Below are 15,623 nucleotides of genomic sequence, written 5' to 3' on the forward strand. Positions count from 1 at the left end.
GAACGAAAACTTTTAACAGAAACGGATTAACAAGTGCTGGACGTCAACGCATTTGACAAGCTTCGTATCGGCCTGGCCACCGCCGACGATATCCGCGGCTGGAGCCACGGCGAGGTCAAGAAGCCTGAAACCATCAACTACCGTACTCTGAAGCCGGAGAAGGATGGTCTGTTCGGTGAGCAGATCTTCGGTCCTACCCGCGATTGGGAGTGCGCCTGCGGTAAGTACAAGCGCGTGCGCTTCAAGGGCATCGTCTGCGAGCGATGCGGCGTTGAAGTGACCCGTAGCCGCGTGCGCCGTGAGCGCATGGGCCACATCGAGCTCGCCGCTCCGGTGACTCACATTTGGTTCTTCAAGGGTGTGCCCTCTCGCCTGGGCTACCTGCTGAACGTCACCCCGAAGGATCTGGAGCGCGTCATCTACTTCGCCTCCTACATGGTCACCGAGGTGAACGAGGACGAGCGCCACAACGATCTGCCCGGTCTGCAGGACGAGTTCGATGCCGAGATCAAGCGTCTTGAGCAGCGTCGTGACACCGAGATCGAGGCTCGAGCCAAGAAGGTTGAGGAGGACCTCGCCGCTCTCGAGGAGACCGGCGAAGCCAAGGGCCCGGCTCGTGCCAAGCTGCGCAATGGTGCCGAGCGCGAGATGACTGCCATCCGCACCCGCTATAACGATCAGATCGCCCGCGTGGACGCCGTCTTCGACAAGTTCAAGAAGCTCAAGCCCGGCGACATGGTCGACGATGTGGATCTGTGGCGTGAGATGCAGGACCGCTATGGCGATTACTTCGACGGCTGCATGGGCGCCGAAGCTATCAAGAAGCGTCTGCAGTCCCTCGACCTCGAAGCCATTTCCAAGGAACTGCGCGAAGAGATCAAGGACGCTTCCGAGCAGCGCAAGACCAAGGCGCTGAAGCGCCTCAAGGTCGTCAACGCCTTCCTGACCACCGGCAACAAGCCGGAAGCCATGGTGCTCGACGTGATTCCGGTCATCCCGCCGGACCTGCGCCCGATGGTGCAGCTCGACGGTGGCCGCTTCGCCACCTCCGATCTCAACGACCTCTACCGTCGTGTGATCAACCGTAACAACCGTCTGAAGCGCCTCATTGAGCTCGGTGCTCCTGAGATCATGCTCAACAACGAGAAGCGCATGCTTCAGGAAGCCGTCGACTCCCTGTTCGACAACGGCCGTCGTGGTCGCCCGGTCACCGGTGCCTCCAACCGTCCGCTCAAGTCCCTGTCCGACATGCTCAAGGGCAAGCAGGGCCGCTTCCGTCAGAACCTGCTCGGTAAGCGAGTCGACTACTCCGGTCGTTCCGTGATCGTGGTTGGTCCGTCCCTGCGCATGCACCAGTGCGGTCTGCCGAAGCCGATGGCTCTCGAGCTGTTCAAGCCGTTTGTGATCAAGCGTCTGGTTGACCTCAACTACGCACAGAACATGAAGTCCGCCAAGCGTCTTGTGGACCGTGGCGACTCCGAGGTGTGGGGCGTGCTCGAGGAGGTCATCTCCGAGCACCCGGTGCTGCTCAACCGTGCACCTACGCTGCACCGTCTGGGTATCCAGGCCTTCGAGCCGATTCTGGTGGAGGGCAAGGCCATCCACCTGCCGCCTCTGGCCTGCGCCGCCTTCAACGCCGACTTCGATGGTGATCAGATGGCAGTCCACCTGCCGCTGAGCGCCGAAGCCCAGGCTGAGGCCCGCTCGCTGATGATGGCTTCCGACAACATCCTGAAGCCGGCCGATGGCCACACCGTGACCATGCCTTCTCAGGACATGATCCTCGGTCTGTACTACCTGTCCACCGTGCTGGAAGGCGCCAAGGGCCAGGGCCGCGTGTTCTCCTCGCTGGAAGAGGCCGAAATGGCCCTCGACCGCCACGAGATCGACATGCAGGCCAAGGTGCTCATCCGCCTGCCTGAGACCTTCGTGCTGCCGAAGAACTGGGAGCCCGGCGAGGTCAAGGTGCTCGCCCCGCGCGACGGCGAGACCGACACCGCCAAGGAAGAGCGCTTCCACGACGGCACCGTGCTGTTCGCCACCTCTTACGGCCGTATCCTGTTCAACGAGACCCTGCCGACCGACTACCCGTTCGTTAACGATCAGGTGGCCAAGGGCCGCCTGTCCAAGATCGTCGATGACATCGCCATGCGTTACTCCACCCAGCAGGTGGCCGCCACGCTGGATGCCCTCAAGGATCTCGGCTTCACCCGCGCCCCTTGGTCCGGTGTGTCCTTCGCCTTCTCCGACGTGAACGAGCCGCCGGAGCGCGACGAGAAGATCGCCGAGTACGAGGCCAAGGCCGACAAGGTCAACGCCAACTACGAGATGGGTCTGTTGACCGAGGAAGCCCGCCGTCAGGAGCTCATTGACCTGTGGACCGAGTGCACCTCCGAGGTGTCCAAGGAAGTCGAGGACAAGTTCGACCCGACCTCCAACCTGGCCATCATCGTGCAGTCTGGTGCACGAGGCAACATGATGCAGATCAACCAGATTGCTGGTATGCGAGGCCTCGTGGCTAACCCGAAGGGTGAGATTATTCCTCGTCCTGTGAAGTCCAACTACCGTGACGGCCTGTCCGTGCTGGAGTACTTCATCTCCCAGCACGGTGCACGTAAGGGTCTGGCTGATACCGCACTGCGTACCGCAGAGTCTGGTTATCTGACCCGTCGTCTGGTCGACGTCTCCCAGGACGTCATCGTGCGCGAAGAGGACTGTGGCACCAAGGCCGGTCTGCCGATTCGCGTGGCCGACCGTGACGCCGATGGCAACCTGGTGCTCGTTAAGGCCGCCGATGGTGGTCCGTACTCCCGTCTGCTCGCTGCCGATGTCATTGACCCGGCTGACGGCAAGACCGTGCTGTACAAGCGTGACGATGCCCTGTCCATGGACGTGCTCAACGACCTCGTGGCCCATGGCGTAGAGGAAGTCAAGTGCCGTTCCGTGCTGACCTGCGAGTCCAAGCGCGGTGTGTGCTCCAAGTGCTATGGCTGGTCGCTGGCCACCAACAAGCTGGTCGACGTTGGCGAGACCGTTGGTATCGTCGCCGCCCAGTCCATCGGTGAGCCTGGTACCCAGCTGACGCTGCGTTCCTTCCACTCCGGTGGTGTGGCTGCGGCTTCCGATATCACTCAGGGTCTTCCCCGTGTTACCGAGCTTTTCGAGGCCCGTACCCCGAAGGGTGAGGCCCCGATTACCGAGTTCGCCGGCACCATCAAGATTGTGGAGAACGATCGCGGTCGCCAGATCATCCTGAGCCCGGATGCTGATTCCGGCGCTCCGACCGAGGACGGCGCCATCAAGCCGATTACCTACCAGGTCTCCAAGCGTGTGCCGCTCAAGGTTGCCGATGGCGACCACATCAAGGTTGGCACCCAGCTGGTCGAGGGTTCTGTGGATCCGAAGAAGATCCTCACCATTCTCGGCAAGCGTGCTGCTCAGGTGAACATCGTGGAGGAAGTGCACACCGTGTACCGCTCCCAGGGTGTGGATATCCACGACAAGCACATCGAGGTCATCGTGCACCAGATGACCCGCCGCGTGACCATCATCGACTCCGGCGACACCGATCTGCTGCCGGGTGAGCTGGTGGACAACGCCCGCTTCCGCGAGATCAACCGCAATACCGTGAAGAACGGTGGCAAGCCGGCTGTTGGCCGTCCGGCGCTGATGGGTATCACCAAGGCGTCTCTGGCCACCGATTCCTGGCTGTCCGCCGCCTCCTTCCAGGAGACCACCCGCGTGCTCACCGAAGCCGCGCTCTCCGAGAAGGTCGATGACCTCAAGGGCCTCAAGGAGAACGTCATCATTGGTAAGCTCATCCCGGCCGGTACGGGTCTTGCCCGTTACCGCAACGCTGTGGTTGAGCCTGACAAGGCCATCCGCGACACCATCTACCCGAACTTCGGTCTGGGTGGCGATGGTGATCTTGGCGACACGACCTTCTCTGACGCCGACCTGTCTGACCTGAACTTCTCGAACCTCGAGTTCGGCGATCTGAAGCTCGGCGATGACTTCAACCCGGATGATTTCTATTCCGATCAGGGTGGTCAGGGCGACATCGAGGAGTAATCACTTCCCGATGGCTGTGATCCAGCCGCGTATGAATATGAGTTCATGCGCATGATTGACAGGCGATGGCCCGGAACTGGTATGGTTCCGGGCCATCGCCTATTTGCGGCTTGGATCTGCGGGCCTCGTGTTCTGGGGCTGGTACTGATGCCGGTTGTCGCGGTTTGCCCGACTTGGGCGAGATGTGGAACTTGTGCGGTGTATGCGGCCTGCTGACCCGGTTTTAAGTATTTCGGCGCGAGACGGAGAACGAGATTGACGAGGTATGCGAACGGTCACTCCCCGCAAGGACAGTTGCGTTCTAAACCGCTTGAGACGCGGCATGGATCGCAGCATGGCGGTACGCAGCCGTTTCACGCTGGTCCAATATTGAGTGGACTGTGCGGGTGTGATATTCCGCCCGGAAAAAGTGGCATAGTCGGCCTCCCTGCCAAGTTGCTGCAACGCCTGATTGGCGATACCAAACTGATGAGCGATGGCATGCGCTTGATTACGCCTGGTGCCGGAAAGTGGTATGCCGCCGCTTTGTACCGCCAAGGTTCGCAGGGCGTTCCATCCGGCGGCTATACGTGTGCGAGGACTGCCGCGCCGTTGCGCGAGGGCAATCATAAGGGCTTTGAACGCCAGAATCAGGACGCAAACCGTCAATGTAATCCACAACGGGCTGCTATAGATGGCTGCTGTGCGCGCTGCTCGATGGAACTGTAACCAGAACGATTCATCAGATGAAGCGACTTCGGCATCCGTGCCGGATAAAGCACTCTGCCCTCTGACCTGAGTCTGGTCTCGTAACGGATCGATGAATGGAACAGGCGGTTGGCGCACAAGATTCTTCGGGTCAGGTGGAGCCGAGCTCTGGCTATCATCCGGAATTTTGCTCTCCTTCGGAGTAGGGTAGAACGCCACCCATCCCAGATTGCGAAGTTTGATTTCCACCCATGCGGCTATGTCGTCGCCGGTGAAAGTGATCTCGGTGCCACTGCCAGAAGTTTTCTTGCCACGCGCGTTGGTGATGTCTCCATCCTCATCTTTGGGCAGGAATCCCAATACCACGCGGGAAGACAGTCCCAACTCACGGGCCATCAGGGCCATGGCGGAGGCGTATTGTTCGGAGTCTCCTACCATGGTGGTTCCGGTAAGCAGTGCGTTTACACGGTAATTGCCATGACCGGCAGCCGAAGGATAGTCGTTCTGCAAGCCGTGGGAGAACCAGCCGGAGCTCCGCAACATTGCAGCCAAATCTTGGGCTGCGGCACCTCCTCGGGATTGGCCGCCGGCAGCGGCCGAAGCCAGTGTGCTAACTGCATTGGGCACGTCCAGAGCTTTCGGCTGGCTGATGTTGGCGGCTTTGGCCGTGCTGATTTGTTGGTTGGTAGGGGTGTCGGCAATAATGCCGGATTCGATGTAAGTCAGTCCTTCGCTGGTTCCTGAGGGGAGTATGGCTGAATTGGTATCGCGGTTGTAATAGAACGGGCTGTTCTCATCTTTGCCGAGGAATTGCACGCCGGTGGCGGCGCCGGCTAGGGGAAGCCAGACATCAGCGAGTCCTCGGTGCACAGTGAAGGTGGCGGTGAATGCCATGCCGCGTTCATCAGTGCTGATTGTGGTGCCTACTCGTTGGTAGTTCGCGCAATCGGAGGCTTTGGATGAGTCGGAGAGATTCCACACTGAGCCGTCGAACCAGTCCATCACTGCCAGTCTGACGGGAGTGCCGGCAGGCAGGTTGGTGATGGTAAGTAGTGTGTCATCTCGATGATCCTTGATATAGGATCTCATGCTGCTCAACGGGCTGGTGTAATCGTAGGGGCTGAGCGGTGGATTGTACGTGTCTCGCAGTATGAGGCGGTGCGGGGATGCCAGTGCGGAACCGCCGACGGCCAGCCCGGCTGCAAGAGTCACCACGACCAGTGCGCAGAACCATCGTTCCCATTCCATAAATTCCAATCGCCATGCCATCCAGATGATGAGCAGCACAGCGAAGGTGATGCCGCATAGGGTTCGATGCCAGCCGTGGCTGGTGCCAAGAAGTGCGCATACGGTCATGGCTGTGGCCAGTGGAATGGCTGCGATTGCGGACGTCCACGCATGGTCACTGATGGTGAACGTGCCTGCCAGGAACGCCAGCCATAATCCGATAGTCCATACGGCCATCAGACTGCCATATGCGGTGCCGACTGGCGGTGCCACCGAGATGAGATATTTGAATGCTCCGAACGTCATCTCCCATCCCTGGCTCAAGGTATCCAGGCTGGGTATCACGTGAGCGATGGTGGTGGAAGGCAGTGCTATGACTGGGCCGATGATGAATTGGGTCAACGTCAGAAAGGTCAGCTGCCACCATATTGTGAGTGAGTATCTGGTTCCGGCGAATGCGATCGCCGTCCCTAGTGCAGTCGAAGGAATGGCTGCCGCAATCCACATCATATGGTCCGCGTACACGTCAATGAGGTTCGATTGAGCCAGAACCATCATCAGCGCAATAGCGGCAAGGCTGATGCCCTGTTGTTTCTTGGATTGTCTGGCAATCATGGCACAACTCCCAACATGAGTGGCAGATCGTTGAGCTTGCCGATGGTGATTACAGTGCAATTGGCGCATCGCCTTATGCTGCAGGTCATGCCGATATCTGCCTGCAGCACTATGCAACGTGCAGATTGGGGGAGTGCCCTGGCCATGCGTGTTATGCGGCTGAGGGTTTTCTTCGATCCAACGGTGACGACATACAGGGAAGCGTTGGCGCTGTGCTGCAATGTGCCATCGACAAGGCTCGCGGTGAAGTCTTGCTGGAAGGCTATGGCACTTGTGGCGTCAAGAAACGACATGGCGTCATGCGGCTGCGTGTGTGCTTTCCCGACATGCACATATAACGGGCGATATTGCAGCAGGCATTGCACACCAATCGAAGCGTGAATAGAAACCGCCATTTCGAATTCTTCCCTCGAAGCGTAGTCGCTTTCATCCACGCTGAGCGTTAATGAGGTATCAGTGCGACATGTGGCTTCATATTGGCGAATCATCAAGGAATCTGCTTTGGCGGAGCTTGGCCAATGGACGTTGCGTATATCGTCGCCGGGCTGGTATTTGCGCAGGCCATGGAAATCAATATCATCGTCTGCGATTCGTCTGGAAGATTGACCTTCGAGATCGCGAGGAATACCGGCGTGCAGTAGGGGCAGCCGCACGATTTTCGGATGGATATACACGTTGATACGTTCTGCCAGATCGTTTTCATGGCGGGTAAGACCGAATGGATCGCCTTTGCGAATATGCAATGGTCCAATAGGCAATACCGTCCGGGCTGGGGCATGAAACTCCATGCTGATGTGCTTGGTCTGTTTGGGCAGGAGCCGGGGGATGCTGAATCGATGGCGGTCATTGCCGATGGGAAGACCGCCTTGGGTGTTGGTGGTGGGTGCCGTGCCGGAGTTGCTGATGTTTACGGTGATGGATATTGTGCCGTCCACGGTGATACGGTGCCGGGAAACATGAATGCTGGCATCGAATTTGGTGTTACCTAGAGCAAGCAGGATTGCGCAGAGCATCATCGTCGTGGATGCTATGCCGAATGTGAGCAGTTCGATCCAACCCAGTAACGGGAATGCGCACAAGCATGCTGTGCCGCAGCCCGTTGCTGCCCAACCCAGCGGGGAAACAGAGGAAGTGAGGCAATGCCGGATTCGTGCAGTGGCTTGTCTGCATGCTTGGCCGAGCTGCCGTGTGTGATGCGCAATTCCCCCGCTGTGCTTCGCCTCGGTTTTGTTGTCGTGGCCGTACTGCCGTGTGTGATGCGCAATGGTGACGGATGGGCCGGTCATGGGCATGGTCCTTTCACGTGCTGACGGTGGGAGCCGGCACCTCTTCAAGAATCTCCTCAATGAGGCTTTCTTGGGTGATGCCGTCGAAAATGGCTTCGGGGACCAGCATGATGCGGTGGGCAAGTATGGGCGTCGCAAGATCGTTGACGTCGTCTGGCACTACATAGTCGCGGCCGTCAGCGGCGGCCCAGATACGGGCGCAGCGTGCCAACGCAAGAGCACCTCGCATTGAGGAGCCTATGGAGATACTTTCGTGATGGCGGGTCGCTTCGACCAGACGCACAATGTATTCGTGGATGGCGTCGTCGATGTAAATGCCAGCAGTCATGAGGCGCAATTGCAGCACGTCATGGCTGGTGAGCACCGGGGAGACGGTTTGTGCGCGGTCGGGGATGTCGATTTGTTTGAGTATGTCGATAGACACCTGTTGGCTCGGGTATCCGATCGAGGTTCTGATAAGAAAGCGATCCATCTGGGCTTCGGGCAGCTTGTAAGTGCCGAGCTGATCGACCGGATTCTGCGTGGCGATGACGATGAACGGTTGAGGCACGTTATAGGTGGTGCCGTCCACGGTGACTTGCTGCTCTTCCATAACCTCCAACAGGGCGGATTGGGTTTTCGGCGAAGCGCGGTTGATTTCGTCAGCCAATACGAGAGATGCAAAGATCGGCCCTTTGCGGAACTCGAACTCGTGGTGCTCCTGATCGTAGAAAGTCACACCCACTACGTCCGAAGGCAGCATATCTGGTGTGAATTGGATGCGCTTGAAGCTGGCGTCGATGGAATTGGCCAAAGCCCGTGCCAGCTGGGTTTTACCGGTGCCGGGATTGTCTTCAAGCAGCACATGTCCACCGGCCAGTAATGCGGTGACGCATTGTTTGATCGGTGTGGTCTTACCAGCCACTGCAATGGCGATGTTCTCGACCAGCGCATTGAATGACTGCTGAAAATAATGTATGTCGGGTGTTGCTTGGGCGGCAGTCTGAGCGAATGTTCCAGCATGAGAGGTTTTCGGACGCTGGGTTGCATGCGATATTGGCTTGAACTGTTGAAGACTGATATTCGTGTCGTCACAAGGGGCTTGGTGCTCTAACTCGGGTGGATAGAGAGTTTGTGCCAATCGGGTGTCGTCCGGCAGATATACGGCATGCGATATCCGAGTGGCGTCTGAAAGATATGTGGCGTCATCGATGGTGGGGTTCATGGTGTTCTCCTGCGGGGTAGTGGATTGAGTGAAGTCAGTGGACGTGAATGTGGCCGTAGCTGTGGCGGGTTTGGCATCGCGTGAGGGAATAAGAGTGGCTGTGACGGTGATCTCGTCAGCACTGTCTTTCTGATTGGATATATCGAAGCCAACAGTGCCGCCGGAACATCCGATGGTGTCTGCTGCGGCCCCGCTCAACTCGATGCGCTCGCACCCGGCGTTGCGATTATTACCCGGCGTGATTGTTACTGCTGGTATGTCGTCATCGGCAAGCTCAATGGATGGAGCATCGGGGTCGCCCCAGATGGCCTTTGGTTCTGAAGTCCCGGATTCCGGGCTCCAGCCAGCTCTGTTATGTGCTTTGACCGTAGCCGTTACCAGGGTCCCGTCGGAGATGCTGTCGTTGTTGAAGATGAAGGATAGTTTGGTCGTTGTATTTCCGGTCTCTTTGGTCTGCAATACGCCCACGCCGCTGACCGTCACCATGTAATTGTCAACCTCACTGAAATCGCCATCTATCGGGCTCCAGGTGATGGCAGCTCTGGCATTGCCTCCTTCCACAGTGACATTCACGGGAGCTGTGGGAGTCTTGTCTGGAATGGCGGTGACGGCTGCGGAGGCCGCCGACCAGCCGACATCGTTGCGGGCGGAGAGAGTGAAAGAATATATCCTGCCGTTCTTCAAACCAGTGATTCGGCATCTGGTGGACGTGCCACAGGATTGCTCTCCGTTGCTGGCTCCGCTCCATCTCACCCGGTAGTCGGTAATGGGGCTGCCGTTGGCCGCACCTGCTGACCAATTAAGTGTCACCACACCATCCTGCGGGTCGCCGGCTATGGGAAAGAGCAGCGGAGCATCAGGCTTGTCGACTATGGAAAGGGTGATGGTGCCGGTGACTTCGCGTGCTGTGGCCGTAGTGCCGTCCCGCACGGTGACGAGCACCATGTTTGAAGAAGCTCCGATGTTGGGCGAGGCGCTGATGGTGATGGCTGTTGAAGAGCAGCTGGTTATCGTGATTTTCGCTGTGTCATCGGCTTGACATGCGGTAACGGTCAGTGGGGAATCAGGGAACGGATTGTAAGCGTTCTCCAACGGATTCACTGAGCCGGAGGAGCCGGCTTTGAGCTGCAATGTTGCGGCTGCAAGTCGTGCCAGTGGACGAGTGGATTCCACCACGCGAACCATCACGCCGGCATGCACCGTGCCCTTGCCGTATGTGATGTGCACGGGAATAGAGGCGGTGACTCCGGCGGGCGCATTTTTGGATGCCGAGATATGCAGCTTGCCTGAGCTGGACAACGAGGACAAGATATGCTCCGAAGAGGTTCCGCCTGAGGAATAGACGCATCGTTTCTCGTCGTCATGGAGCCCTGGAGGCATGTGGGTCAGTGCGGTCAGATCAATGGTTTTCGGTTCAGCGCCGGCCTCGATGTCAATGGTGGGTGAAGAAAAGGTGGGCGGTGGTGTTGTTCTGCCAAGTACCGTGATCGGCAGAGTGACCACGGCTGTATTGATGATTGCGGAGGCGTCGGGCCGGTTTCCATCCGTCACGGTGAAGGTGATTGAAGCTGGGCCGGCATAGTCTTTGATGGCGGTGAATTTCAGAGTTTTGCCATCGACGCGGAAATCGGTGTTGGACGCTTTGGTGGCGGTGATGGAATCGGCGCTTTCGAGGTACGGTTCTTTTCCGGCGCCTACACGCACATAGTCGTTGATATTGATGTGAACGGTCTGGCGCGCGTTGACTATGATTTCCGGTGCCTTGGGGCGCAGTATGGGTGGAAACACGCCATATGCCGGCACATGAATAAAAGCAGTGGACGTGACATGGTGCGTGGTGTTGGTCACCGTATACGGCACGGCTCTCGCCTGCGAGGTCAAATCAACGGTGACGATGGTGGATGCGCTGCCTTCTCCGACTCTCGCATGGTCGGTGGCTGAGGAATGTATGGCCACTTCCAGTTCGCTGGCCGTGCCTGAAGGATTGGCGATCCATGGCGAGACGTCCACGTCCACGGATTGCTTGTCGATGGTGTCGGAGGCCGGCACGCGGCAGTCATAGGCGGCAGGTGGCTCGATGGGAGCGCTTGGATCTACGTTGACGGTGAGCGTGGCGGTATCTGCCAGTCCGGCCGTGTTGTACGCGGTATACGCGATATGTGCGGTGGTGGCATGCTCGGGTGTGGTGAATAGCAGCATATTGTTTTCCACCATCACATCGTCGATTCCCTGCGCTTCAACCGTCGTGCCGATGGTCAAATCGGTGTTGTCCGCGGAGATGTCGTTGAGCGTTACCGGCACGCTGGCTGATGTATTGGGCCGTAGTGTGATGTCGTCATCGCGCGCATGGACGCTGGATTCCGATGCGCCCTGGAACACGCCCACCCGAATCTGTGCCTGCGCTCGCTGCCCGGTCCAATCCTCCACGGCATAGGAGAATATGTCGGTTCCGCAAGAGTCCGGATATGCCTCGTAAACCAGATAGTCGGAGCCGACTTCGGCAATGCGCCCTAGTTCCGGCGCTGTGTTGCCCAATCCCAGCAGCTGGTCATCGTCGCCATCCACGTCGATGCCGGTCAGCGTGATGGGAATGCGTACGGTTTGGCCTGCGGCTACTTGTGCTTCAGTGTTGTGCGGTGTGGGTGCGGCCTTGTTTCCGGCTTGGCTTTCATGCACGGTGATGATGACGATGCCGGATGCCGCATTGCCTGTATGGTCTTCAACGGTGTAGGTGACGGGGAAGACCCCCGCTTGGCTGGATGCCTGATATCGCACGATGCTGCCAGACGTGAACACCAGACCCGCGAAGGTGCTTTCGTCGTATTGCAGATTGTCTTTGAGCGTGATCGTAGTGCTGTCGGAGTATGTCACATGGTTAAGTACGTCTACTGATACGATGCCGCCAGTACGTACCTGGATGTTGATGTCACCTGCTGTGGGCGTGGAGCTTTCCGCCGCCAACGCCGGTGGATGCAACACAATGGTGCCTGTGGCGGTGCCAGCCGCATTGGCCACGTTGTAACGAATGGGAATGGGTTTGGACGGCACTTGGTGTGCTGTGACATACACGCGTTTATGGTCCACCAATCCGGCTTTGATGCCGGAGTCGGAAGGAACGTCCACCGAGGTTACGGATAGCACGCCACCCATAGGGTCGATGTCATTTGACAGAGGCTCCACAATCGCCGTATTGTCAGTGCCCAGCAGCGCCACATCGTTGGCCGCCACCGGTTTGGCTGTTGCTTTGGTTACGGGGTGCACATCCACGCGAGCCAAACCGGTGGCCGGTATCGAGCCTTGGAGTATGGTGTACGGCACATAGTAGGTGCCGGGTTTGGATGCCGTGAATGCAATGGACAAATCGGACGGGTGAGCGATTGTGGAAGCGCCGGACAGCGTATTCACATGGCTCAGCTGCATTGGCTGCGTGGAGGTGCCATGCACATAGGGCTTGAGCTCGATGACGGTATCCGTATCCGGGGTGGTGGCCACGGCTATTGGATCGATGACCGCGGGCAAGGTGTTCGCCGGTTTGACGGAGAAATACATGAACCCGGTGCCGGTGGCCATGCCGTCTGAGACGGTGATCTCCACTCCCACGCGGCCGGAGGTCATATCGCCGGCATTGAAGGTGATTTTGCCATCAGGCCGGGTGAAAACCTGCGCCTTATCGGTGTATTGCACGACTGCGGAAACCAAGGTAAGAGGATCCCCATCGGGATCAACGAAGCTGCCAAGCGCATTGGCGACGTAACTGGCTCCCTGCTCCACATTGATTTCAGATGGGGTGTCGGATTGCAACGGTGTATGGTTGTCTCCATCGTGCAGCGTTACCGTGACGTTGGCGGTCGAGGTCTGACCTCGACCGTCGGAGATATCGTAGGCGAACGTTACGGTTCCGGCCGATGCTGCGGAAGCATCAAGCTGCAGATACCGCCCGGCATAGATTGGCGAGACGGTGACGTCGCCTCCTTGGGGCGCGCCTACTCTGATGATGTTCAATACCGAGCAGTCGGTCTGTTCGTCATTGCGCAATACATCAAGAATCTGCTCGGATCCAGCGCGAGCTCCGAATGCATCATCCTCGGCTTTGATGTCACCGGATTGCTCGGAGCAGGTTTCCGAGAAATCCTGATGGTTGGTGGCGGAATCCTCGTTTCGCTGGGTACTGTCATGGTGCTGCGTCTGAATCTGGTTCCATTGCATGGCGATGACCGCAGTGCTGTCATCTGGATTCCAGACATTGCCCTCGATCACATCGTTAAGCACCGCAACCCGATGATTGGTGCGGAACACCAGTTCAGAGGTGGCGTGTATCGATTCAAGCGTTTGGAATGCGATATGTGCACTATCGGGAGTACAGGTTCTGATGTAATTGCGAGCCTGTTGGCTCCATGCCGCGTATATGCACCCATTCACGGAAACTGGACGAGCCGCCTGGCTCGTGCCGCCAGTCAAGTGGAATATCGGTTTGGCGGTGGAAGAAAGTCGTACTATTGCGAGCCCGCGTGGAGATGAGGCTGCCACCCAATCGTTCTGATTGCCGTCAACGGGCGGACTCTGGAGCGTGAGTGTATCTGAGGCTTCGATGGTGGTCTGCCCGGAGGCGTGAATGATGGTATTGCCCGATGAGATTACTGGAACGCCGCCGATGACGGTGAAGCTATCGGCTGCTCGCGGCTGCCCATCCGTCAAGGATTCAAGCTGCTTGATCTGGGAACTATTTGGACTGTCCAACCGAAATACCACGCCGTCACGGGGACGGTATCCATAGACCGCTCCATCGTGGGTGACTACGATGCGGCCTCCTGTGCCGAGTCTCATGCGCGGGCTATCGACGGAAGGCGACACCGCATCGAGTTCGTCGGACGATCCGACCCATACGTTGCCGGTGTTCTCGTTGATAAAGGCAACGGTGCTTCCGCCTACTGAGGCAGTGGTATGTGCCTTGAGGCTGGTCTGCATACTGGTACTGAGCGTGGAAGATGCAATGGCTGAAGCCTTGGTGGGCTCGGCCAAAATGGTGGTGCCGTTATGCTGTGCGATGTCGAATCGGGGTGAAGGCGAGACGACACTTGCATCAGCCTCACGGTTCTTGACGTTGAAACGGGCGGCTTTCTGATTGGCGAGCGACGTGACCCATACGGTGCCGTCATCCAGTTGCACATGATGACGTGTGACGATGCTGATCATGACCGCCCCGGCAATCAGCACGGTGAGTATGAGCAGCGTGAATGCAGGAACCGCCCACGTGTAGTTGTCGGAGGGCGGATGGCCGTGCCTGTCATTCCTGATGCGATGAAGGTCAGTATGCGATTGTGATGACGTGCCCATGATTCTCCCTTGAATCCTTGCCATTGTGTGCTGCCCCATTGCAGCTGCTATATGCGAGACTCACCTGAATGGTGGTGGATCCGGTGATGCTATCCATGCGTGGCAGCACGGCACAGACAAACACCAGACACACGGTGACCGCTGTGGTCGCAACCCCGGCCGCGATAATGGTTGGTTTGACCCACCGGCGCTGGGTCCGCTCGTTATGAAGGTCGGGTTCTCGAGGGCGGCGTAGATGAGCAACCTCCTTGGGATATGGCGGTACGCCATCAACCGTAAGAGGTGTGATCCGGCCGAAGAACGCATGCTGGGCGTGCTGCATGGCTCGCGCGAATTCGAGCGCGGAATAATACCGCAGATCAGGATCCTTGGCGAGGGACTTGCGCAGTATCTGTTCGATGTTTGTCGGCACGTCGGCACGGTTGATGCGGGGCAGCGGTTGGTTGAGAATCAGACGAATCAACTCTGATTGCGTGTGTGGATGATATTCATGTTGATAGGGTGAGCAGCCGACGAGTAGCGCGTATAGTGTGGCTCCCAATGAATAGATATCCGCTCGTTCGGCTCCATTGCCCATATGCAGCAGCACTTCGGGAGGTGCCCAAGGAGGGGAACATCCGGTTTCGGTGTGGTCATACGCGTCAGTGGATATGCCGAAATCACTCAGTGCCGGCAGGCCTTGCCCGGTGATGAGAATATTGCTGGGCTTGATATCGTGGTGAATGATGTTGCTGCGGTGGGCGGTACCGAGCGCTCCAGCCAATTTGATTCCTAAGTCCAATACCTGAGCACATGTCAAGGAACGGGATTTCATCAAAGGTTCGTAAGTACCGCCTGGCGCATATTCGAGAATCATATAGCCGTGACCGTCGGCGGTGACGTCGGCGTGATACAACGTCAGAATGTAGGGATGCTCAGAGAGCCGGACCATGGCGGCGTTTTCCCGATGGAACTGGGCGGCAATGCCACAGTCCAATGTCTGATTGCTGACCTTTACCGCCACTGGATGAGCGGACGTATGTAGGCGGTATAGGTACACCGTTGCTGTGGTGCCTGTGCCAAGTGTCCGCACGAAATCGTATCCCGACAGGCGCGGCGGTGCATGCGAAATGATAGCCATGAGAGCCCCCCAAAATTATCCTCGTTGATACAGTTCCCCAACTTGTGTGATCGAGAATACCGTTAAGGATACCGGCCAA

General features: G+C 58.0%; 5 protein-coding genes. 1 reads left to right on the plus strand and 4 read right to left on the minus strand.

The features are described 5' to 3' along the window. Window positions 1-33 precede the first annotated feature (33 nt). Window positions 34-4,071: a DNA-directed RNA polymerase subunit beta' gene (locus tag BBBR_RS02170; protein ID WP_003828438.1), complete on the plus strand. Its 4,038-nt coding sequence runs from the start codon at window positions 34-36 to the stop codon at window positions 4,069-4,071. Window positions 4,072-4,170: 99 nt separating this feature from the next. On the opposite strand, the gene BBBR_RS02175 is transcribed toward BBBR_RS02170, so the two are convergent. The 4 genes from BBBR_RS02175 to BBBR_RS02190 are packed head-to-tail and all read right to left on the minus strand — an operon-like array spanning window position 4,171 to window position 15,544. Continuing rightward, entirely contained in the window at window positions 4,171-6,600 is a 2,430-nt protein-coding gene (locus BBBR_RS02175; RefSeq protein ID WP_003828440.1) for a transglutaminase-like domain-containing protein, read from the minus strand. Beyond that, complete coding sequence (locus BBBR_RS02180; RefSeq protein ID WP_003832681.1) at window positions 6,597-7,886, minus strand: DUF58 domain-containing protein; 1,290 nt, start codon at window positions 7,884-7,886, stop codon at window positions 6,597-6,599. The genes BBBR_RS02175 and BBBR_RS02180 overlap by 4 nt, the downstream gene beginning before the upstream one ends. 13 nt (window positions 7,887-7,899) lie before the next feature. Further along, a complete protein-coding gene (locus tag BBBR_RS02185; RefSeq protein WP_003828451.1) occupies window positions 7,900-14,424 on the minus strand; it encodes an AAA family ATPase in 6,525 nt (2,174 codons plus the stop codon). Further along, on the minus strand, window positions 14,396-15,544 hold the full coding sequence (locus BBBR_RS02190) for a serine/threonine-protein kinase (RefSeq protein WP_003828453.1): 1,149 nt from the start codon (window positions 15,542-15,544) through the stop codon (window positions 14,396-14,398). Before BBBR_RS02190 ends, BBBR_RS02185 begins: the two co-directional genes overlap by 29 nt. Window positions 15,545-15,623: the final 79 nt, after the last annotated feature.

It is taken from the genome of Bifidobacterium breve DSM 20213 = JCM 1192, from assembly GCF_001025175.1.
Lineage (GTDB): Bacteria > Actinomycetota > Actinomycetes > Actinomycetales > Bifidobacteriaceae > Bifidobacterium > Bifidobacterium breve.